The organism is Streptomyces sp. NPDC005181 (assembly GCF_040608395.1).
Lineage (GTDB): Bacteria > Actinomycetota > Actinomycetes > Streptomycetales > Streptomycetaceae > Streptomyces.
Map to the genome: position 1 here is coordinate 37,226 of NZ_JBEXID010000043.1, position 22,498 is coordinate 59,723.

14 protein-coding genes and 2 pseudogenes are annotated in these 22,498 nt (G+C 70.6%); 6 read left to right on the forward strand and 10 right to left on the reverse strand.

Annotated features, from left to right (window positions below; all coding sequences use genetic code 11):
- Positions 1-126: 126 nt before the first annotated feature.
- Positions 127-309: a hypothetical protein gene (locus ABZV38_RS24985; protein WP_356330392.1), complete on the reverse strand. Its 183-nt coding sequence runs from the start codon at positions 307-309 to the stop codon at positions 127-129.
- Between the two features lie 168 nt (positions 310-477).
- On the opposite strand from ABZV38_RS24985, the gene ABZV38_RS24990 reads away from it, so the two are divergent.
- On the forward strand, positions 478-1,116 hold the full coding sequence (locus ABZV38_RS24990) for a DUF6629 family protein (RefSeq protein WP_356330393.1): 639 nt from the start codon (positions 478-480) through the stop codon (positions 1,114-1,116).
- Positions 1,117-1,317: 201 nt separating this feature from the next.
- Here the strand turns inward: ABZV38_RS24990 and ABZV38_RS24995 are convergent, their stop codons facing one another.
- Positions 1,318-3,018: an acyl-CoA dehydrogenase family protein gene (locus ABZV38_RS24995; protein WP_356330395.1), complete on the reverse strand. Its 1,701-nt coding sequence runs from the start codon at positions 3,016-3,018 to the stop codon at positions 1,318-1,320.
- A 73-nt stretch (positions 3,019-3,091) separates the two neighbouring features.
- Positions 3,092-3,703: a TetR/AcrR family transcriptional regulator gene (locus tag ABZV38_RS25000; protein WP_356330397.1), complete on the reverse strand. Its 612-nt coding sequence runs from the start codon at positions 3,701-3,703 to the stop codon at positions 3,092-3,094.
- A 468-nt stretch (positions 3,704-4,171) separates the two neighbouring features.
- Here ABZV38_RS25000 and ABZV38_RS25005 point away from each other — a divergent pair.
- A pseudogene (locus tag ABZV38_RS25005) lies at positions 4,172-4,633 on the forward strand (lamin tail domain-containing protein); the annotation flags it as partial.
- A 406-nt stretch (positions 4,634-5,039) separates the two neighbouring features.
- Here ABZV38_RS25005 and ABZV38_RS25010 read toward each other — a convergent pair.
- Positions 5,040-7,070 carry a SpoIIE family protein phosphatase gene (locus tag ABZV38_RS25010; protein WP_356330419.1) on the reverse strand — a complete coding sequence of 677 codons (2,031 nt, stop codon included), beginning with the start codon at positions 7,068-7,070 and terminating at the stop codon, positions 5,040-5,042.
- 251 nt (positions 7,071-7,321) lie between these two features.
- Between ABZV38_RS25010 and ABZV38_RS25015 the strand changes: the two are divergent.
- Positions 7,322-7,641, forward strand: a pseudogene (locus ABZV38_RS25015) (hypothetical protein); the annotation flags it as partial.
- Positions 7,642-7,908: 267 nt separating this feature from the next.
- Positions 7,909-11,265, forward strand: coding sequence for a S8 family serine peptidase (locus ABZV38_RS25020; RefSeq protein WP_356330398.1), 3,357 nt, complete (start codon positions 7,909-7,911; stop codon positions 11,263-11,265).
- 168 nt (positions 11,266-11,433) lie between these two features.
- Here the strand turns inward: ABZV38_RS25020 and ABZV38_RS25025 are convergent, their stop codons facing one another.
- The gene (locus tag ABZV38_RS25025) at positions 11,434-12,744 is read right to left on the reverse strand and encodes a DUF6777 domain-containing protein (protein WP_356330400.1); all 1,311 of its coding nucleotides are present in this window, start codon (positions 12,742-12,744) and stop codon (positions 11,434-11,436) included.
- Positions 12,745-12,888: 144 nt separating this feature from the next.
- On the opposite strand from ABZV38_RS25025, the gene ABZV38_RS25030 reads away from it, so the two are divergent.
- On the forward strand, positions 12,889-14,169 hold the full coding sequence (locus tag ABZV38_RS25030; RefSeq protein WP_356330402.1) for a streptophobe family protein: 1,281 nt from the start codon (positions 12,889-12,891) through the stop codon (positions 14,167-14,169).
- 18 nt (positions 14,170-14,187) lie between these two features.
- Here the strand turns inward: ABZV38_RS25030 and ABZV38_RS25035 are convergent, their stop codons facing one another.
- The 5 genes from ABZV38_RS25035 to ABZV38_RS25055 form a co-directional block, all read right to left on the reverse strand.
- Positions 14,188-15,231, reverse strand: coding sequence for a serine/threonine-protein kinase (locus tag ABZV38_RS25035; RefSeq protein WP_356330421.1), 1,044 nt, complete (start codon positions 15,229-15,231; stop codon positions 14,188-14,190).
- The gene (locus ABZV38_RS25040) at positions 15,231-15,920 is read right to left on the reverse strand and encodes a hypothetical protein (RefSeq protein ID WP_356330403.1); all 690 of its coding nucleotides are present in this window, start codon (positions 15,918-15,920) and stop codon (positions 15,231-15,233) included. Before ABZV38_RS25040 ends, ABZV38_RS25035 begins: the two co-directional genes overlap by 1 nt.
- A gap of 15 nt (positions 15,921-15,935) precedes the next feature.
- Entirely contained in the window at positions 15,936-18,290 is a 2,355-nt protein-coding gene (locus tag ABZV38_RS25045) for an FHA domain-containing protein (protein ID WP_356330405.1), read from the reverse strand.
- 140 nt (positions 18,291-18,430) lie between these two features.
- Complete coding sequence (gene pgm, locus ABZV38_RS25050; protein WP_356330407.1) at positions 18,431-20,071, reverse strand: phosphoglucomutase (alpha-D-glucose-1,6-bisphosphate-dependent); 1,641 nt, start codon at positions 20,069-20,071, stop codon at positions 18,431-18,433.
- Between the two features lie 47 nt (positions 20,072-20,118).
- Positions 20,119-20,865, reverse strand: coding sequence for a 4'-phosphopantetheinyl transferase superfamily protein (locus ABZV38_RS25055; RefSeq protein ID WP_356330408.1), 747 nt, complete (start codon positions 20,863-20,865; stop codon positions 20,119-20,121).
- 397 nt (positions 20,866-21,262) lie between these two features.
- On the opposite strand from ABZV38_RS25055, the gene ABZV38_RS25060 reads away from it, so the two are divergent.
- A complete protein-coding gene (locus ABZV38_RS25060) occupies positions 21,263-22,456 on the forward strand; it encodes a S8 family peptidase (protein WP_356330410.1) in 1,194 nt (397 codons plus the stop codon).
- Positions 22,457-22,498: the final 42 nt, after the last annotated feature.

Below are 22,498 nucleotides of genomic sequence, written 5' to 3' on the forward strand. Positions count from 1 at the left end.
GCCTGCGGTGTCCTCCGCAGGCACCCATGAGGTGGTTGGTGCGGTGGTAAAGGCAGTCCCTCGGCCAGGGAACCACGTTCCGTATTCTGAACCGAGTTCTTGTACGCGAACAGCGGTGACGGTACGTCAACCGGATCCGACGGTCAATGAGTTGGTGCGAACGAGCGCGAACGGGCGCGCGTGACCAGGGCCGGCCGTACCGCCGACCGGCACGAAGCCGGGCAGCGACAGCCGGCGGGCGCCTTCCGCCTCGATGGCCCAGGGGCCCGGCTCGGACCGATCCGGGTCGTCCTGGCGTAGGCGTTCCATGTGTATATCCCACCCGTGACCTGCGCTGACCGTCACGAACCTACCCAGCGGGCGGTGATGTTCCGGAGGGAGATGCGGGCGGGGCGCCGGTCATGTCCCCTGCGGAGGCCCTAGCGATGCCCGTGTGCCAGAGATCGACCCGCACAACTTCGGGGCCAGGGTGACGTCATGTGCTGGAGTGCGACTGCCGACCTGGTGGCCGGTTCCGGCATCGCCGCCATCGGAGTGGTCTGCGTCGCCCGCACCCGCAGGGCCCGCGATCTGCCACTCGCGGCGCTGCCGCTGCTTCTCGGCGTCCATCAGATCATCGAGTCGTTCATCTGGCGCTCGGGCGGCGGCACCGGCCCCGCCACGGTGGCCTGGGCCGTCATCGCCCTTCCGCTGCTGGCGCTCTGGGTGCCGCCGGCCGTGCTGAGCGCCGCGCCGCCGCGGGCCCGGCGCCGGCTGCTGCTCCCCGTCGCGGCCGGAGCCGTGACGGCCGCCTCCCTCGCGTACCGTCTGGTCAGCCGTCCCGTGACCGCAGAGATCCGCGGTCACACCCTCGGCTACGTCCTCGACCTTCCGCACTCCGAACTGCTCGTCGCGGGCTACCTCGTGGCCACGGTCGGCTCCCTGCTGCTCGCCGGTGACCGTCTGCTGCGGCTCCTCGGTGTCCTCGTCGGCGTCGGAGCCGCGATCTGCGCGCCGCTGTGGCGGCTGGAGTTCATCTCCACCTGGTGCGCGTTCGCTGCGGTGTGCTCGGTCGTCCTGCTGGGCTGGACGCACCGTCGGCCGGTGACCGCGCGGGCGTCGATGCCGGACCGCTGAGGATCACTTCACCGACAGGCGTGGCAGGCCGAGGGGATTGGGGGAACGGCAGCACCTTCGCATGCAGCACCTGCCGGATGGGCAGCTCCAGCGCGAGATCGCGGCTTCATGGGTGCCAACCCCAGGAGTGTCCGGCGGACTTGCGCTGGGTTGGCGCCCGGCCGATCGGCCCGGCTTGATCCGCCGGTCGGCCCCCGGGCTTCAGCGCCCGCCGAAGTGCCGCTCCACGATCGCGGCGGCGTCCGTGCCGCGCGGCAGGATGCCGTACTGGTGGCCGCGGTCCTCGCCCAGGCGGGCGGCGACGAACGCCTCGGCCATGGGCGCCGGAGCATGCCGCAGCATCAGCGAGGACTGCAGGGCCAGCGCCATGGACTCGACTGTCGCCCGGGCGCGCGTCTGGGCGGCAAGGGGCTCGCGCAGGTCCTCGGCCAGCTCGCGACGTACCCGACGGACATGCCTGTCCAGTACGGCACTCGCACCGGCGGTGGTCTCCAGCTCGGCCCAGAACGCGTCCAGCGACTGCGGCGTCCTGGCGATGCCGCGCAGTACATCGAGGGCGATGACGTTGCCTGAGCCCTCCCACACGGCCATCACCGGCTGTTCACGGTAGCGGCGGGCCAGCGGCCAGTCCTCGGTGTAGCCGTTGCCGCCCAGGCACTCCAGCGCCTCGTAGGCGTGGTGCGGGCCGCGCTTGCAGATCCAGTACTTGGCCACGGCCGTGGCCAGCCGGCGGAACATCGCCTCGGACTCGCCGCTGCCTGTCTCGTACGCCTGGGCGAGGCGCAGCGAGGTCCAGGTCGCGGCCTCCGTCTCCAGGGCCAGATCGGCGAGGACCGCCGACATGGCCGGCTGGTCGACCAGCCGGGCACCGAAGGCGCTGCGGTGCTCCGCATGCCAGATCGCCTCGGAGACCGACTGGCGCATGCCCGCGGTGGTGCCCAGGACGCAGTCCAGCCGGGTGTGATTGACCATCTCGATGATGGTGGGAACGCCGCGCCCCGGCTCACCGACCCGCACCGCCCACGTGGAGTCGAACTCCACCTCGGAGGAGGCGTTCGACTTGTTGCCGAGCTTGTTCTTCAGCCGCTGGATACGGACGGTGTTACGGGTGCCGTCGGCCAGCACACGCGGTACGAGGAAGCAGGTCAGCCCTGCCGCGGCCTGGGCCAGAACCAGGAAGGCATCCGACTGCGGGGCCGAGAAGAACCACTTGTGGCCGGTCAGCAGATGGGCCCGGCCGTCGGGGTCGGAGGCGACCGGGACCGCGCGCGTGGTGTTGGTGCGGACGTCGGAGCCGCCCTGCTTCTCCGTCATCCCCATGCCGAACGTCAGCCCCGACTTGCTGCCCGGGGCGATCAGCCGCGGGTCGTAGGAGCGACTGAGCAGGCCCGGCAGCCAGTCCCGGCCCACTTCGGGGTCGCGCTGCAGGACCGGCACCACGGCGTGCGACATGGACATCGGGCAGGCGTGGCCCGGCTCGACCTGGGCGAACAGCATGAACGACGCCGCCCGGGCCACCGCGGCGCCCGGCTTCGGGTCGGCCCACGCCGCGGTGTGCGCGCCATGACGCACGGCCGCGCCGATGATCTCGTGGTATGCCGGATGGAAGTCGACCTCGTCGACCCGGTTGCCGTACCGGTCGTGGGTGCGCAGCACGGGCGGGGACGTGTGGGCGAGCTCCGCATCGGTCTGGAACTTCGTAGAGCCGACCAGGCTGCCGATCTCGTGGAGCTCCGGCTCGTGCCACGTCGCGCCGAACGTCCGGACGGCCTCGGCGAGCGGCTGATTGGTGGCGTACTCGTCGAGCCCGGTCCGGGGCGGAGCCTGGTTGGTGACCTCGTGGGTGGGATGCGGTGCGGGGGCCTCGGGTTGGAGGCCGGTCGGGGGTGCGGTGACGGTCATCGCGGGGATCCTGTCTGACGTCGGCTGTCTGGTCGGCCGTACTGCGGGGTGACGGTGGGGTGCGGGGGAGCGGTCAGTCGCCTGCCGCTCCCACGGCTCTGAGACAGAGCGTGGCGATACTCGCCACGACCGGCTCCGGTTCGGTCCGCTCGCCCACCGGGGACAGTGGGCCGAGCAGCGCCTCGCTGACTGCCCCGATTACGGCGGCGGCCGACAGCCGGGCGTTCTGCGCAGGCAGCTCACCCGCTTCGATCCCGGCGGTGATGACCGTCTCGGCGAGGGCGTGATAGCCGCGCCTATAGGTCAGCCGTTCCGCCTCGACCAGCGGATCGACGGGCTCGGCGAGCAGCGCCCAGGCCGTACGGGGCGTGCGCAGTGCCCGGAACGCGAACACCTCGACCAGGGCGCGCAACTGCTCCGCCGCCCCGCTCTTGGCGTCCACTGCTTCCTGCACCGCGGTGAGTTCATGGCCGGCGACATGCCGGAAGACCGCGGCCAGCAGCTCCTGCTTGGAGGTGAAGTGGTTGTAGACGCTGCCGGTGGCTACCTGGGCGCGCTCGGCGAGCGCGGAGATGCTGGCCGCGGCGTATCCGCCCTCGGCCAGCAGCTGCCGTGCAGCGTCCAGCAGCCGCTGACGATGCGCGAGCCGGGTCGCCTCGGTGCGGGCGGTGGAGCGGTACGCCATGATGATCTGAACCTCGATTCATAGCTTTAGCTCCCACTGAATCACTGTTGCGCTCCCCGCGCAATGATCAGGAGCGCTCCGCTGCGAACACAGGAAGGTAGAACTCCCTTTCCCTTTCCTGCGGTTAATAGAAAGGGCGTTCGAGGTGGGGTGAGGGGTGGCTGTTACAGAAATTGGCGCCTGTTGCACAGGGTGAGCCATGGCGCACACCGGGTGGCGTGATGGTGGGTGAAGTCGGACGTACTGGTACCGAACGGGTGGGTGCAGCGGTCAGCGATTGACGGGTGCCCGGGGATTGGATGCGTGCGGAGTGCAGGCGCGTGTGACGGAAATGTCTGCATTTCGTAACACGTATCGGGGCGTCTGTAGCGAGTCGGGCGATCGGGCCAAAGTGTGCGTTCTCGGCATCACGCCGGGATCGAACAATGCTCGGACCTTGCGGCCCGGGCCAGCATCTGAGAGGTCTTCATGTCCCGTTCCGCACGGCGGTTCACCGCTTCCGTTCTCGCGGCCGGCGCCCTGGTGGCGGCCGCAGCACTCCCGGCCGCCGCCGACGACCACGGCCACGACCGAGGTCGGTACACCTCGTATTCGGCCATTGTCCTGGGGAAGATCCAGTACGACAGCCCCGGACGCGATAACGGCTCCAACCGCAGCCTCAACGACGAGTGGGTCACCGTCACCAACACCAGCCGTCAGACGGTCGACCTCCGTGGCTGGACGCTCAGTGACGAGAGCCGCCGCACCTACCGGCTCGACCTGCTTCTGGCCGGTCGCTCCTCGGTGCGGGTCCACACCGGCATCGGCCGCGACAACCGCTACGACGTCTATCAGGACCGCCGCCGGTATGTCTGGGACGACAGCGACACCGCGACCCTGCGTGACAGCCGCGGCTACAAGGTCGACTCCGAGTCCTGGGGCCGCCACCACGGCGGCTACGGCCACGATCACGGCCGCGGGCGCGATTACGGACGTGACCACAGGCGTGACGACCGGCGCGACCACGGCCGTGACGACCGGCGTGACGACCGGCGCGACCACGGCCGTGACGACCGGCGTGACGACCGGCGTGACGACCGGCGCGACCACGGCCGTGACGACCGGCGTGACGACCGGCGCGACCACGGGCGTGACGACCGGCGTGACCACGGGCATGACCGCGGTCACGACCACGATCACGGCGGTCGCCGTTGACCCTCTGACGGCCGCTCCCTGACCCGGGAGCCGCCCCCCCCGCCTCTCGCTCGCGGCGCACCACGGTCCCCGGCCGCGGTGCGCCGCACTCGTCATGGCGGCCGACGGCCGTTTCGTGCTCCGGGCCCGGCGCCCGGCATCGTCACCCGGGGGCGGGGACCTCCTGCTCGGTCCAGAGCGCCTTGCCGTGCCGGCCGTACCGGGTGCCCCAGTGGGTGGCGAGCTGGGAGACGATGAACAGCCCGCGCCCGCCTTCGTCGACGGTCCGGGCGTGGCGCAGATGCGGTGCCACCGGGCTGCTGTCGTGGACCTCGCACGTCAGCGACCGGTCCAGGATGAGCCGCAGTTGCAGGGGCGGGGTGCCGTAGCGGACGGCGTTGGTCACGAGCTCGCTCACGATCAGCTCGGTCGCCTGGACCGTCTCGTCGTCGAGGTTCCAGCCGTCGAGCCGGTCGCGCACGAGGGTACGGGCGACGGCGGGCGTCGTCCGGTCGTGGGCCAGCTCCCACGTGGCGACGCGGTCGGGCGGCACGGTGCCGGTACGTGCGAGGAGGAGAGCCGCGCCGTCGGGGAAGCTGTCGGCCGACAGGGTGTAGACGACACCGTCGCACAGCTCCTGCAGGTCGCGGTCCGGGCGAGCGAGCACGCTCCGTACCCGCGTGGCGGACTCGTCGTCGGGCAGCAGGGCGAGGGTGGCGAACGCCAGGATGCTGCCCTCGTCGATGTCGAGGGTGGCGGTGGCGAACGGGGCGCTGTCGGTGGAGAAGAGCTCAGGCCCTTCGGGTACGTCGACGTCGGACGCGCTGCCGTCGGGTGCGATGACGATCGGCGCAGGATGCCCCGCCCGGGCGACCGTACAGGTGCGGGAGAACGGGTCGTAGACCGCGTACAGGCAGGACGCCTTCAGCGCCTCCTGGTGCAGCGAGTCGCCCGGCGGCAGCGCGGCGCGCTCGTCGGCCAGCCGGTCCGCCGTGTCGTTCAGGCGGGCCAGGACCTCGTCCGGCTCCAGGTCGAGACCGGCCAGCGCCTGGATGACCGTACGCAACTGCCCCATGGTGATGGCCGTTTGGAGACCGTGGCCCGCGACATTGCCGACGACCAGCGCGGTGCGGGCGCCGGACAGGCCGATGGTGTCGAACCAGCATCCGCTGTTGCGGCCGGGCAGCAGGACATGCGCGGTGTCGACGGCGATCCTGGGGCTGTCGCCCTGCGGCAGCAGGCGGCGCTGGACCGTCGACGCGACCACATGGTCGCGCTCGTACCGGCGAGCGTTGTCGAGGCTCAGCGCGACATGAACGGCCGCGGACTGCGCCAGCGTGATGTCGTTCTCGTCGTAAGGATCCGATCCCGGGCACCGGTACAGGCTCACCAGCCCGAGGACCGCGCCGTGCAGCTTCAGCGGGACCACCATCAGCGAATGGGCCTCGAGCGCCCGGATGACCCGGGCGGTCTGCGGATCCGCGGCGAGCCACGGGGTGTCCGCGTCGAGTGCGACATGCCGGGGCTGCAGATCCGACACCGCCAGGGCAAAGGGGGTACGGGCGGGCAGTCGGCGCGTGTCACCGACGAGCCCTGCCTGGTCGCCGGCGCCCTTGACACCGCGAAGCGCGGCCCGGCGCAGTGGGACGTCCGGCCCCAGAGGGCCCATCGGAGGATCCGCGCCGCGCAGCACATCGTCCACCACCTCGACCACGGCGAAGTCGGCGAACCCCGGCACGACGGCCTCGACGAGCGACTGGCACGTGGTCGCCACATCGAGGGACCGGCCCACGCCCTTGAGCAACCTGGCCCGGTACATCGCACGGGTGCGTGCCTTTTCGCGTTCGGTGACATCGACGACGGCGGCGAGCAGGCCGAGGATCTGCCCCTGCTTGCCGTTCAGTCGGTAGACGGTGACCAGGAAGCTGCGGCTCGGACCGGGCGCGCTTTTGATACGGCCGTGGACCAGCCGATCGTGCACCGGCACACCCGTGTCCAGCACGCGTTGCAGCAGCTTTCCTGTGTGGGTGGGCCGCTCGAGATGGTACGCATCGGTGAAGCGACGCCCGATCACCTGCTCGGCGAGGTCGGAATCGGCCAGAGAGCTGATCCGTACCACCCGCAGTTGCGGATCGAGTACATGAAGGCCCACCACGGACTGGGTGAACAGCCTGTCGAGGAGCGCCGCGTCCATACCGTCGTCGTTCACCGACGCGTGGACGGGTGCACCTGCGTCCGACACGGTGTCACCCCCATCAGGCTCTGTGCACCCCCGCGATTCGTCACGTATGTGATCAGCGTCCGGGTTCCCCGTGCGCCCCGCCACCAAGGAGCGGCAGCCGAGTGAATACCGCCGTAGCCCCGGGCGAGGGACCGGGGCGAACACCCCCGCACGTTCTGGCGCGGACACGGCAACCTTGTGGCGTCCGGTGGTGACTGACGTTCCGCAACGCGTCGGGATACGTGCTGAGCGGACCCGAGTACCTGACCATGTTCAACGGCCTCACGGGCGCGGCCATGGGCACCGTCGGCTACGTCCCGGCCCGCGGAACGGTGTCCTCGTGGGGCGACTCGTACGGCAACCGTGTCGACCGCTTCCTCGCCGGTACGGCCTGGAGGAGTTCAAGTCCGACGAGGACGGCTCGAAGCCGTCGTCGTGGATGGCGGACGCGAGGACCGGTCAGATCCTCTGGTCCGCCCCCGCCGACGGGGACGACGGCCGGGTTGTCTGTGACGACATCCGGTCCGGCAGCGCCGACGCCGACCGGCGCATCGGTCCGCTCCAACACGGGACCAGGGCGACCTCCGTCACTGTCCGATGGCGACACCGCCACGGCCGACCGTCTCCGTGCCATGAGTGCGTTTCCGTACCCATAGGTGTATTTCCGTCAACTCCGCACGCGTGTCGCGGAAATGTTCATGCGTTCGGGCGCTGTCCGGTAATAATGCGTCGACCGGGGGGTGCGGAGACATGTGCGTTACCCCGCGGAACTGGCGGTTCCTGAGGAACCACTTGATCTCCAGGGGGAGACTTGCACAGACATGTGAAGAGCGCATGCGTATCCACCCTTGCCGCGGCAGCCGCCGTGGCGCTCGCGGCGGGGCTGACCACCCCGGCCGCGGCGACAGTGGATCGCACGCAGACGAGGGCCAGGGGCGCACAGTTCGTGGCCCCGCACCACATCACACTCATCACCGGTGACCGCGTCTCCGTGGATGCCAAGGGCCGTGTCGTGACGTTCGAGCCCGCCAAGGGGCGCGAGCACATACCCGTGGCCACGCGCATACGCGACGGGCACACGCTCCTCGTTCCGGTGGACGCCCAGCGGCTGATCGACGACGGCAAGCTCGACAAGCGGCTCTTCGACGTCACCGAGCTGAACCGTGCGGTGAACCGCAAGGCGCAGAAGGCGGGCCTCAAACTGATCGTCGGATACCGGGGCGGGCAGGCCGCCGCCGCAAGGGCCGAAGTCCGCGAAGCGGGCGGTACGAAGGTCCGCCGGACCTTGAAATCGCTGAACGCCGACGCGCTGACCACCCCGAAGAGCGACGCCAAGGACCTCTGGCAGGCGCTCACCAGCAAGCGCGCGGGCAGCGCCGAACGCACCACGGCCTCCGGTGTCGACCGGGTCTGGCTGGACGGGGTGCGCCGGGCGAGTCTCGACAAGAGCGTGCCGCAGATCGGTGCGCCGGCCGCGTGGCAGGCCGGTTACACGGGCAAGGGCGTCAAGATCGCAGTCCTGGACACCGGTGTGGACGCCACCCACCCCGACCTCCAGGGCCAGATCGTCGCAGAGAAGAACTTCTCCGCGTCGGCCGACGCGGTCGACCGTTTCGGGCACGGCACCCATGTCGCGTCCATCGCGGCAGGTACGGGCGCGAAGTCGGACGGGAAGTTCAAGGGCGTGGCTCCGGACGCCAAGCTCCTGAACGGCAAGGTGCTCGACGACAACGGCTACGGTGACGACTCCGGCATCCTGGCCGGCATGGAGTGGGCGGCCGAGCAGGGCGCCGACATCGTCAACCTGAGCCTGGGCGGCCCCGACGGCCCCGAGATCGACCCGCTCGAAGCCGAAGTGAACAAGCTGTCGGCGGAGAAGGGCGTCCTGTTCGCCATCGCGGCGGGCAACGAGGGCGAGGGCGGGGCCGGCACGGTCGGCTCGCCGGGCAGTGCGGACGCCGCGCTGACCGTCGGCGCGGTCGACGACAACGACAAGCTGGCCGAGTTCTCCAGCCGCGGTCCGCGTATCGGCGACGGTGCGATCAAGCCCGATGTGACCGCACCCGGTGTGGACATCACGGCCGCCGCCGCACCCGGTTCCGTCATCGACCAGGAGGTCGGGCAGAACCCGCCGGGCTATCTGACGATTTCCGGTACGTCGATGGCGACCCCGCATGTCGCGGGCGCCGCGGCACTGCTCAAGCAGGAGCACCCGGAGTGGAAGTACGCCGAGCTGAAGGGCGTGCTGACGGCGTCCACGAAGCCGGGCGCGTACACGCCGTTCGAGCAGGGATCGGGCCGGATCGCCGTCGACCGGGCCATCGGCCAGAGTGTCGTGGCCGATCCGGTCTCGGTGGGCTTCGGCGTGCAGCAGTGGCCGCACACCGATGACACCCCGGTCGCCAAGAAGGTGACGTACCGCAACCTCGGTACGACGGACGTCACCCTCGACCTGGCGGTGACGGCCACCGGCCCGCAGGGCAAGCTCGCCCCGGCCGGCTTCTTCTCCCTCGGCGCCGACAAGGTCACCGTCCCCGCGGGCGGTACCGCCGACGTACCGCTGACCGTCGACACCAGGCTCGGCGGCACGGCGGACGGCAGCTACTCCGCCTATGTCGTCGGGACCGGCGGCGGCCAGACGGTGCGCACCGCGGCCGCGGTCGAGCGCGAGGCCGAGTCGTACACCGTGACGCTCAAGCACCTCGACCGGCAGGGGAAGTCCGCCGCGCTCTACGACACGAGCCTCGTCGGTATCGGCGGGGACGTGGCGGACGTGTGGCTCGACCCGACGGGACCGACCGGAACGGTGAAGGTCCGTATCCCCAAGGGGACTTACGCGGTCAACACTGGCATCTATGTGGACCGGGCGGACTTCACCAAGGGCGCCGACTGGATCTTCCAGCCCAGGCTGAGCGTCACCAAGGACGTCACCGTCACGCTCGACGCCCGCAAGACGAAGCCGGTGAACATCACCGTGCCCGACGCGGCCGCGAAGTCGCAGTTCGCTGCGGCGGACATCCAGATCGAGACCGAGCAGAGCGGCTACGGCTTCGGCTGGTGGCTCGACTCGTTCAAGGGGTTCCGCACCGCCCATCTGGGCGCGCAGGTCACCGACGGCTCGCTGTCCCAGTTCTGGTCCGGCATCTGGGCCAAGGGCTCATCGACCGGCTACAACGTCGTGCTCGGCGGGCCGGTGAAGCAGGCAGCGACCGGCTACACCAAGAAGTTCACCGGTGGACAGCTGGCCAAGGTGAAGATCGGGCTCGGCGCCTCCGCCGCCGGGAAGACCGGTGGGATCGCCCCGTGGGGCTATGTGCCCGGATCGTTCTCCAACATCACTGTCTCGTCGGAGCAGAAGCTCCCCGCCACCCGCACGCTCTATCTCTCGACTGCGAACAAGGTGAAGTGGAGCTTCGACTTCGAGCAGCACAGCGGGGTCGACTCCGACGGCTTCCCGGTGACCGACGCGTTCTACACGCTGGGCGCACCGCAGACCTTCGCGGCGGGCAAGAGCTACGGGAAGACCTTCAACACGGCTGTGTTCGGCCCGAGGATGGACAAGTCGTACGGTCTGTTCCGTGAGGGGAACGACCTCATCGGTGTGCTGCCGCTCTTCGCCGACGGCAAGACCCACGCCGGCTCGTCCGCCTACACCTCGGTGAAGACGTCGCTGTACCGCAACGGCACCAAGGTCGCCGAGAACGCGGACGCGCTGGACGGGCAGAGCTTCTTCAAGGTCACTTCCGGTGACGCCGAGTACCGGCTCACGACCTCCGTGAAGCGATCGGCGAAGGTGGCGTCGGCGTCCTCCCGGATCGACGCCAGCTGGACCTTCCGGTCGAAGAAGACCTCTTCGGTCGTACAGCTGCCGGCCTCCACGGTGCGCTTCTCTCCCACTGTCACCCTGGACAGCAAGGTCACCGCGGGCAGGACTGCGTCCGTTCCGGTGACGGTGCTGGGTGCAGCCGCCGGGAAGAACCTCAAGACGCTGACGGTATACGTCAGTTACAACGCCGGTACGACCTGGAAGAAGGTCACCGTCAAGTCGGGCAAGATCTCGGTGAAGAACCCGGCCAAGGGGAAGTCGATCTCCTACAAGGCCAATGTCACGGACAAGAAGGGCAACAAGTCGTCCGTGTCGATCTACAACGCGTACTACGGGAAGTGACAGCGCTCAGCCGCTGAACTCCGTGTGAGTGGCACGTGATCCAAGGCGGCCTGCCGGGACGGTCCTCCGTTCCGGCAGGCCGTTCGCGTGCGCGCAGACGTCGGTGCCGCTGCGTGGATGCCGTGCCGGGCGCCCGGCACGGCAACGTCCACGGGTCACCGGCGCCGCTCAGGCGGACGAGGAACCGGCCGGGGACGCGTTCCCGGAGACCTGGGCCACCGCGGAGGTCTCCGGCATCACGGGCCCGGGAGGCGGCTCCGGGGCCGACCGGGACGCCGGCGACTCGATGACGGGCGGCGCGCTGGAAGGCTGCTCCGGGGAAGGCGGGGGCTGCGGCCCGGACGGTTCAGCGGACGGGGACTCGGTGGACGGGGACTCGGGGGTCGGAGATCCGGGGGCCGGGGGCTGCGGCGAGACGGATTCGGGGGTCGGGGACTTCGCTGTGTCCGAGGCCGGCGGACACGGCTCGGCGGACGTCCCCTCGGGGGCCGACGGGCATGGCGACGGCGTGTGCTCGGCCGGCGGCTTCGTCTTCTTGTCGCTGCCGCCGGTGTCACCCGCATCGCGGGCGAACCAGTCGCCGCTCTTCGGGTCGTACATGACGAACTTCTTCACCACGCGCGGCGCGGGCTCCACCACCACGACGTTCGAGGGACGGTACCCGGGCCAGGGCTCGCCCTTCACCTCGGGACTGCCCTTCAACGGAACCGGCTCCAGCAGCGGATTGCCGCACGCGCAGCGCACCCGCGGTACGCCGCGGTCGTCCACGAGCACGGCCGTACCGGCCTGAAGCACCGCTTGATAGCTGGTGGCGGAGCCGTCCCGGAACCCGTGGTTGGTGACCCGTGTGTCCAACCGCAACTGGACGGGGGTCAGCCCCCGCAGATAGGCGGGGACGTCGGCCGGATCGATCCCCAGGACCCCGGCGAAGGCATTGTTCTTGTCCGGTTCGGCCGTCAGCGCCTCGATCTGCTTCTCCACGTCGCAACTGGCGACCTTACGAGTCCCGCCGTACAGGCCGGGGGTCGAGCCGTCCACGCCCTGCGTGACGTTGGCCCCGGTCCTGGTCGGCGTGGGCGCCGTGGCCGGCGTCGCCGGGGCGCTGCTGCGCGCCGTCGAGTCGGTGAACGGGTCCTGGCCGGGCGAGCCCGCCGGCTGCAGGAAGATCTCGCCGCGCGCCGTCGAACCGCCGTCGGGGCGGGTGAAGACGACGGCCAGTACCACCGCGGCGACGATCACGGCTGCGACAGCCGCCACCTTGGGTACGGACTGCCACCACGGGCGGCCGGGGCCGCCCCCGGACCCGCTCGGCCCGCCGGGCCCGGAAGGGCGGCCGGGTCCGCCGCTGCTGGGCGGCCCGCCGGAGGAGCCGGACGCGGCGCCGGGCGGTGGCGGCACGGACGCCGGTTGCGTGGGGCCCGAGAGCGGGCCGGTAGGGGGTCCTGTCGGGCGGTCGGACGACGGCGGTTGGCTGCTCACGGCCTCTTCTTCCCCACGTAAGGATCAGTCCCCCTTTCATCCCCTATGTGCTCATTGTGTGCGCGCGGACCGCACGGCCCGCAAGCTGACGCTGTCGGCCCCTTCCAGGGAGCGCTCCGCCCCGCGTCTGCCTAGCGTGGCAGCGTGAGCCAACAGGCATCCAGCGACCGCAGCCGTGCGCCGCGCCCCGCGCACGGCTGGGGTGACGCGCTCCTGGTGGTGCTTGCCGGGCTGGTGGTCATGGTTGCCGCGGCCGCCCTCGGCCTCTGGGCGGCGGGCGCCACCGGCCTGCCCGGCAGCGGCTTCGTGCGCGTCGTCGCGGCCGTCGTCGTCATGGCGGCAGGCGGATCCGTCGAGCTCTCGGGCAGCGCGGGGGACCTCGCCAGAACCCAGGCGGAGTTCTCGGTGCTTCCGCTGTCGGTGACCTTGGCCGGCGCCCTGGTGATCGCCGCCGGATTTCTGCGGCCGCTGCGCCACAGGGCCGTCGCGGGCACGCGCGAACTGGCAGGCTGGGCCGCCCGGGTGGCGGTGCTGTGGGCGCTGGTCCTCATCGGGCTGTCGGTCCTGGCCAGGGCGAGCTTCGACATTCCTGTGCGGGACGCGACGGACGCGGCCATCGCGGACCTGCTGGGCGTCGCCCCGAAGGTCGGGTTCCGGACCGATGTCCCCCTCACCCTGGTGCTCGGACTGATCTGGCTGGCGGGCATCCTCGTCCTGGCCCTCGTCGTCTCGCGCAGTGCCCCGCTCCCGGGCCGCCTGGTGCGCTTCCAGGAGTCGGTGCGCCCGGCCGCGTACGCGATGGTGGCGCTGCTGCTCGGGTACGTCGTCGTGGGTCTGGTCGTCGCACTCGTCGTCCTGGCTGTCCGGGGGCACCCGTCCGAGACGTTCGCCGTGATCCTCCTGGGGTTGCCGAACCTCGTGTGGCTCGGCTACACGCTGGGGCTCGGCGCGTCCTGGGAGGGGAAGGTGGACGGCCCCTTCGGGCTGCCGATGCCGCAGGTGCTCGACTCGGTACTGCGTACGCCGGACATCTCCACCGTCAATGTCGCCACGCTTGCCGAGCAGGACGGACGGGCGTGGTGGCTGGTTGTCGCCGCCGCGGTCCTGACCGTCGCCGCCGCGTTCCTCATGGCGGTCCGCTCACCGGCCGGGATGCGGCCCTGGCAGCATGCCGTACACATGGCGGTGGCGCTCGTCCTCACCGTGCTGGCCATCTGTCTCCTTGCCAGGGTCTCCGCGCACTACGGCCTGTCGCTGCTCGGCATCGGAGACCTCGGCGGCGGCCTCGGCGGGGAGGTGACGCTGCGTCCTCGGCTGTGGTCCGCACTCGCTGTAGCCGCCCTCTGGGGCCTGGTCACCGGTTTCCTCGGCAGCCTGCTCGCCTCCAGGGTCGAGCGGCGCGGGGAAGTGCCGGCGGACAGCTGAGACGGGCGCGACCACCGGCTACCGTACGAGCCCCGGGAACACGGGAAGCGCCCACTGCGGCGGCGCGGGCGGTGGTTCGGGTCCGGTGGCCCATGCACCGATGCGCCGGTCCACCTGCGTCAGGGGATGGTCCTCCCGCACCGTGCTCCGCGCCGCCGAGCGCAGCGCGGCCACGAACTGCAGACAGGAGTCGTACCGGTCGTCAGGGCTCTTCGCCAGGGCCTTCGCCAGTACGTCGTCGATCGCGGGCGGGAGACCGGGCCGCCGGCCGGTCAGCGGCGGCGGCGGATCGAACTGATGGGCCCACAACAGCGCCATGTCGTCGTCCCGCTGAAACGGCGGAACTCCGGCCATCGTCTCGAACACCACACAGGCCAGGCTGTAGACATCGCACCGGCCGTCCACCGGGCGGCCGGAGATCTGCTCGGGCGCCACATAGTCCAGCGTGCCGACGAACTGGCCCACCGAGGTGAATCCGGTCAGCGACAGCGACTTCTTCGTCAGCCCGAAGTCCGTGAGGTACACATGCTCCGGGTGGTCGCTGTCCGTGCCCGCGGCAACCAGGATGTTGCCGGGTTTGACGTCCCGGTGCACCAGATCGTGGTCGTGTGCGGCGTCGAGCGCGGAGGCCACCTGCGCGGCGATCCGGACCGCTGCCGCGATCTGCAGCGGCCCTCGGCGGTCGATGAGCGCGCGCAGGTCCTGCCCGGCGACGTAACGCATCGCGATGTAGAGGATGCCCTCGGTCTCCCCGGCCTCGAAGACCGGCACGATATGCGGATGGTCGATCGCGGCGGCCACCCTCGACTCATGGGTGAACCGCTTCCTGAAGGTGTCGTTGCGGGCGAGTTCGGGGGCCAGCAGCTTGAGCGCGACCGTCCGGTCCAGCCGCAGATCCCTGGCGCGGTACACGACCGCCATGCCGCCGCGGCCGATCTCACTCTCCACCAGGTAGCCCGCGATCTGTCTGCCGAGCAGATCGGACGGCCGGCCCACTGGCAGCGCCGTGTCCTGCCGCGGGTCGGGGGAGTGCGGGGGGCCCGGTGCGGCGGCGGAGGACATCATGCGTCACCCGTCCGGGTGGGCGGATGCGCGCTGTCCGCCCCGGGCTCGTCGGCGGACCGCAGGATCTGCGTCGGCTCGGCATCGACGGGATCCGCCGGGCGGTACGCGGCCACCTGCGCGGGGTCGACGATCTGCGTCGGCTCAGGCTCCGGTGCGCGGACCTCGTCGGTATCGGGGTCCGCGGGGGCCGTGCCCGGGCGGCCCGGACCGGCCGGGGCCGCGTAGGTACTGAGCCGTGTCCCGTCGCAGTACACCCAGCGCTCGTGCTCGGCGTCGTACAGCCACACCGCCTCGCCGTCGACCACCATGCCCACCCGCAGCCCCTGGGTACGACGGCGGAAGGTCTCCCCGTCGATCCGTCCCTCGGCCAGCTCCTCCGAGGCGCGCCGGTACTGGGTCAGTGACTCCTGGACCCGTGCCATCAGCGGCCGGGGGTCCGCGGCGCGTGCGAGCGGCTGTCCGGGTCCCGGCGGGCCGTGCGGTACGGAGACGAGCAGTCGGCCGTCGACCCATGCCGACCAGCCGTTCGCACAGAGGATCTGCCCCCAGTCGCCACGCCGGCCGAGCAGCTGGACGGGAAGCAGCGGGTCGAGCGGCTCGGCCGGCCGGGACACGTCGGGTGCTTCCCAGGCGGACATCCCGTCCGGGGGGACTACGTGTGTGGGGCGGAACTCCGGTGTCGCCATGGGCTCCCGCCTCCGTTACTTCCGCATGATGACGGGCTCGTGCCGGCGGAGCAGCCGCGCCACCGCCAGTCCGAGGACGACCGACAGCACCACCAGCATCCCCATGTTCAGCAGCCACGCCGCCGCGGAGTGCTCGAACAGCGGATCCGAGCTCACCTTTCCCGGCACGATCCTGCCGAGCCCGATGGTCCCGCCCATCGCCGCGAGCGCCCACCGGGAGGGCACCAGCCACGCCAGCTGCTCCAACCCGGGCACCCCGTGCAGCTTCAGCAGCGCACCGCAGAACACGACCTGGACGATGGCTAGGAGGACCAGCAGCGGCATGGTGACCTCCTCCTTGCGCACCAGCGCGGAGACGAGCAGACCGAGCATCATCGCCGTGAACGACAACATCGCCACGGCCAGCGTGATTTCGGCCAGCGGTGGCAGGAGAACGCCCTTGCCGCCCGGGGCGTTCAGATCGACGCCCACCAGACCGACCAGGGTCAGCACCACGGCCTGCAGCACCGTAATGGTGCCCAGGACAACCACTTTGGACATCAGATACGCCGATCTGGACAGCCCGACGGCCCGCTCCCGTTGATAGATCGCCCGCTCCTTGACCAGTTCCCGTACGGCATTGGCAGCGCCGGTCAGCACGCCGCCCACACAGAGGATCAGCAGCGCGTTGATCGCCGTGTCCTGGGTCAGCCGGCTGCCGGCCAGCGCCCGGGTCATCGCGCCCATCACGAACGGCAGCGCGATCATGATGGCCAGGAAGGTCCGGTCGGCGCTCAGCGCGGCGGCGTACCGGCGGACGAGCGTCCGCAGCTGGGCGCCCCCGCTCCGGGTCTTCGGCGGCGGCGCGACCGGGGCGACCGCGGCGTGCGGCAGCCGGGGCTGCGCGGTGGAGTTCGCGATGTACTGCCGGTGGAACGGGGACGAGAGGAACTCCGCCGACCAATCCCGGTCCCGGTCGTTCTCGAACGCCTCGAACGCCTCGGGCCACTGCTCGAACCCGAGGAAGGGGAGCGCGTCGTCCGGCGGCCCGTAGTAGGCGATCTTCCCGCCGGGGGCGAGGACCAGCAGCCGGTCGCAGGCATCGAGGCTGAGCACACTGTGCGTGACGACGATGACCGTACGTCCGTCGTCGGCGAGCCCCCGGAGCATATGCATGACCGAGCGGTCCATGCCGGGGTCGAGCCCCGAGGTCGGCTCGTCGAGAAAGAGCAGCGAGGGCTTCGTCAGCAGCTCCAGCGCGACGCTTACGCGCTTGCGCTGGCCGCCGGAGAGGCTGTGGATCGGCTGCTCCGTCCGCTTTTCCAGACCCAGCTCACGGATCACTTCGGTGACCCGGGCCCGGCGTTCGGACGGGTCGGTGTCGTGCGGGAAACGGAGCTCGGCGGCGTACCCGAGGGCGCGGCGCACGGTCAGCTGGGAGTGCAGGATGTCGTCCTGCGGGACGAGCCCGATGCGATGACGCAGCTCGGCGTAGTCGTGGTAGAGGTCGCGGCCGTCGTAGAGGACGCTGCCCTCGTCGGCCGGGCGGAGACCGGTCAGTGCGTTGAGCAGGGTGGACTTACCGGAACCGCTCGGACCCACCACGCCGAGCAGACACTTCTCGCCCACCGGGAAGGAGACATGGTCGAGCAGACTCTTGCGGCCCCGGTCCACGGTGACCGCCAGGTCCTGCACATCGAGCGAGACCTCACCGGTGTCGACGAACTCCTGCAGCACGTCGCCGACCAGAGAGAACTCGGAGTGACCGATGCCGACGATGTCACCGGCGGCGACCGGGGCGCGGCCGACCATCTGGCCGTTGAGAAACGTGCCGTTGTGCGAGCCGAGGTCGACGATCTCGTACGTGCTGTCCGGATGAGCCCGCAGTTCGGCGTGCCGGTGGGAGACGGTCAGGTCGTCGACGACGAGGTCGTTGTCGGGGCTGCGGCCGATGCGCACGGTATGGACAGGCCGTGGGCGCACGGTGGTCGGCTGCCGGAACGTGCCGGTGGCCGCGGGCATGGAGACGGCGGTCGGCCGGTCGGCCGGATGCAGCGCGGGGGCCGGCGGTTCCTGGCCGACCAGAACGGCGCACGGCCCGTCCGCGGGATGACCGAACCGGATGACGCTGCCGGGGCCCACACCCGACTCATGGATGCGCTTGCCCCCGGTGTACGTACCGTTCGTGCTGTTCTCGTCCTCCAGGGACCAGTGGTCGGCCACCGGCCGGAGCACCGCATGGTGCCACGACACCCGGACATCGTCGATGACGATGTCGCTCAGGGGGTCGCGGCCGACGTGGTAATCCCGGCTCGGACTCATCACCGTGGGTCCTGCATCGGTTTCGAGCACAAGTTCGGGCGCAGTCGGCGCGGCAGGCCGCTCTACCATGCTCGAATTCTATCTATTGGTCCCTTTATCTGCTTGTGGGTCACTGCCGACGCTTCCGGATACCGCGGCACGTACTCCCGTCACTGAAGAGCCGCCTCCCGCGACGGCCGAGGTCACGGGAGGCGGCTTCCTGACCGGACTCAGGCGCCCAGGGCCGCCGAGACGACCGCCCTGGCCTCGTCCTGCACCCGGCCGAGGTGATCGGAGCCCAGGAACGACTCGGCATAGATCTTGTAGACGTCCTCGGTGCCCGAGGGACGCGCGGCGAACCAGGCGTTCTCCGTGGTCACCTTGATCCCGCCGATCGGTGCGCCGTTGCCCGGAGCCGAGGTGAGCACCGCCGTGACCGGTTCGCCGGCCAGCGTGTCGGCCGTGACCTGCTCCGGCGAGAGCTTGGCGAGTACCGCCTTCTGCTCACGATCGGCGGGGGCGTCGATACGGGCGTACGCGGGCTCACCGAAGCGCGCGGTGAGCGCCGCGTACTGCTCCGATGGAGACTTCTCCGTCACCGCGAGGATCTCCGACGCCAGCAGCGCCAGGATGATGCCGTCCTTGTCGGTCGTCCAGACCGAACCGTCACGGCGAAGGAACGACGCACCGGCCGACTCCTCGCCGCCGAACCCGAACGACCCGTCGACCAGACCGTCCACGAACCACTTGAAGCCGACGGGCACCTCCACCAACTGCCGCCCGAGATCGGCGGCGACCCGGTCGATCATCCCCGAAGACACCAGCGTCTTGCCGATGCCCGCCGCGGCCGGCCACTGTGCGCGGTGTGCGAACAGGTAGTTGATGGCTACCGAGAGGTAGTGGTTGGGGTTCATCAGCCCGGCGTCCGGGGTGACGATGCCGTGCCGGTCGGCATCCGCGTCGTTGCCGGTGGCGATCTGATACCGGTCGCGCTGTTCGATCAGCGACGCCATCGCGTACGGCGAGGAACAGTCCATCCGGATCCTGCCGTCCCAGTCCAGGGACATGAACCGCCAGGTGGGGTCGGTCAGTGGATTGACGACGGTCAGATCGAGCCGGTGCTGTTCGGCGATGCGGCCCCAGTACGCGACCGATGCGCCACCCAGCGGGTCCGCGCCGATCCGTACACCGGCGGCACGGATCACGTCGAGGTCGAGCACGGACGGCAGATCCGCCACATAGCTGCCGAGGAAGTCGTACGTCGAGGTGGTCGGCGCCGCCAGCGCGCGGACGTACGGCAGCCGCTGCACGTCCTTCATGCCGGCCGCGATGATCTCGTTGGCCCGCTCCTGGATCCAGCCGGTCGCCTCGGACCCGGCCGGGCCGCCGTTCGGCGGGTTGTACTTGAACCCGCCGTCGCCGGGCGGATTGTGGGACGGCGTGACCACCACACCGTCGGCGAGACCCGACGTACGGCCCCGGTTGTGGGTGAGGATCGCGTGCGACACCGCCGGGGTGGGGGTGTAGCCGTCGGCGGAGTCGATCAGCACCGTCACGTCATTGGCGGCGAACACCTCGATGGCGGTGACCCGCGCAGGCTCCGACAGCGCATGGGTGTCCGCCCCGAGGAACAGCGGCCCGTCCGTGCCCTGCCGGGCCCGGTACTCGCTGATGGCCTGGCTGGTGGCGGCGATGTGGTCCTCGTTGAATGCGGTGGCCTTCGATGAACCGCGGTGGCCGGAGGTGCCGAACGCGACCCGCTGGTCCGGCTCGGCCGGATCGGGGTGCAGCGTGTAATACGCCGTCACCAGCCGTGCCACATCGGTGAGGTCCTCCGGCCGCGCCTGCTGCCCCGCTCGTTCGTGCGGCATCTGCCCACTCCTCCGTATCGGTCGGTCGTCATGCTCTGCCCGCCGGATCATTTTCGCCGGTGGCCGTCCCCGGCCGACGGCTGCCCCGCCGTGCGGACGGCCACCGCAGCCGCATAGCCCGCCGGAACCAGCACATCGCCGACCGTCCAGCCCGCCGGGCCCGGCCGCGGCACGGGCCCGGTGCCCAGATGGTCGAGGGAGAGATCGCGGGCCAGCCCGATGCCCTCGCCCTTGAGATACGCCTCCTTGCGCGTCCAGGCCCGGGCGAACGCGACGGGCCGGTCCGCCTCGGGGAGCACCGCCAGCTCCCGGGACTCCGCCGGATGCAGCATCGCTCCGACCTCCGCCGCGGCTTTCCTGCCCGGTACGGCTTCCACATCGACGCCCAGCGGCACGGCGGCGAACGCCAGCAGCGACAGGTCCCGGCTGTGCGAGAGCGAGAAGTGCACCCCGCCGTCGGTCGCGGGCCGGCCGTGCGGACCACCGCAGGACGGGCACGACTCGCGGACCATCCGTACGTCGCGGGGTTCGACGCCCAGCCGGGCACCCAGCAGCATCCGCAGCGCCACATGGGCCGCGACGTAGCAGCGGCGGTCGGCCGACGCGACAAAGCTCTCGGCGCGCCGCTGTTCTCCGGCGTCGAGGATCCCGGGGGCGAGCTGCTCCGCGCGATCACCGTGCCGCACGGCGTCCACGATCCACACGGCGGGAATCCGGGCAGGCCACGACGGCAGCGCACCCCGGGCACCGTCCTCCGGGTCGAACTCGATGGGCTGATGCACCGGTCGGGTCATCCATTCACCTGACGAACGCCGTGAGGAAGCGTTAATGACGGGAAGAGCAGCCCCGATTCTATTGATAAGGAGATCCGCGACGGTTGCGGCATGGGTTCGCCCACGATGCGAGCAGCTCACCGCGCACGGGGAGACGCAACGGGCCCGGTCCGAACTCGCCCGGCATCGGCTTGCCGCTTCCGGCGAAGGCCCGCGAGATCTCTGCCGAAGAGCTCACCCTGCGTGCCTTCCGGCGCAACACCGATGCCCGCATATGCCTGCGCGAGGAGCTGCGCCGTCCGGCTGATCATGCTCAAGGCGGAAGCGGGTCCTGGACGAAGGACAGATGGTGGCGCGTCGCGGATCCTGTCCCGTCCGCTCCTGTCCACGCCCGATCCAGGCACTCAAGGAGTCATGCATGCGTTTACCTACACGCTGGGCGTCGGCTGCCCTTCTGCTGCTCGTACCGCTGATCAGCGGCACGCACGCCGCTGCCGGTTCGAGTGACGGCGGCGTGGTGGTGGAACATTCCGCGCGGGCCGTCCCCGGTCAGTACATCGTCACCCTCGACTCGGAGTACTCCACATCCTCCGTCACGCAGCAGTCCGACGTGAAGCCCCTGTACACGTACGACCGCGTCATGCGCGGCTTTGCCGCCGTGCTCAGCCCCGCTCAGCTGACCAGGGTCCTGCTGTCACCCGGTGTCGCGGCGGTCGAGGAGGACTCCGTGGTCACGGTGGACGAGCCGGCCGTGGCTGCCCCGCGCGCAGCGTCACGCTTCGCGGTCACGGCCGCGAGCTGGGGACTGGACCGGATCGACCAGCGCAAGCTCCCGCTCGACAACGCGTTCAAGACGGTGGCCACCGGCAAGGGGGTCACGGCGTACATCGTCGACACCGGAATCGACACCAAGCACAGTCAGTTCGGCGGGCGCGCCACCATCGGATTCGACGCCGTCGTCGACGGCCGGTTCGGTAAGGACTGCAACGGCCACGGCACCCATGTGGCGGGCACGGTCGGCGGCGCGACCTACGGCGTCGCCCGCTCCGTCTCCCTCGTCGCCGTGCGCGTTCTCGACTGCAAGGGCAGCGGCACCGGCTCCGGGTTCCTGGCCGGCTTGGACTGGGTCGCCAAGCATGCCAAGCCGAACGCGGTGCTGAACGCCTCCCTCGGCGGCCCCGCGTCCACGTCGATCGACAACGCCGTCAACGCCGTCGCTGCCAAGGGGGTCCTGCCTGTCGTCGCGGCCGGGAACAGCGCGATGGACGCCTGCAGTGTCTCTCCGGCGCGCGCGGTCCAGGCGGTCACCGTCGGGGCCACTGACGCCAAGGACCGGGAGACGAGCTTCAGCAACTACGGCTCGTGCGTGTCGATGTACGCCCCGGGCATGGCCATCGTCTCGGCCAGGCTCGGCGGAGGTTCGGTGGCCATGAGCGGAACCTCCATGGCCAGCCCACATGTTGCCGGTGTCGCCGCCCTCTACAGGCAGAAGTACCCGAGCGCCACGCCTAACACCGTCGCCCGCTGGCTCTCCGACAAGTCCACCATGAACATCCTGTCGTTCCTGGGCGCGCGTTCGCCCAACCGGCTTCTCTACACCGGAGGGCTCTGACCCCGAGGGGTCCGAACCGGACGACGAGCGGGGCCCGCAGCT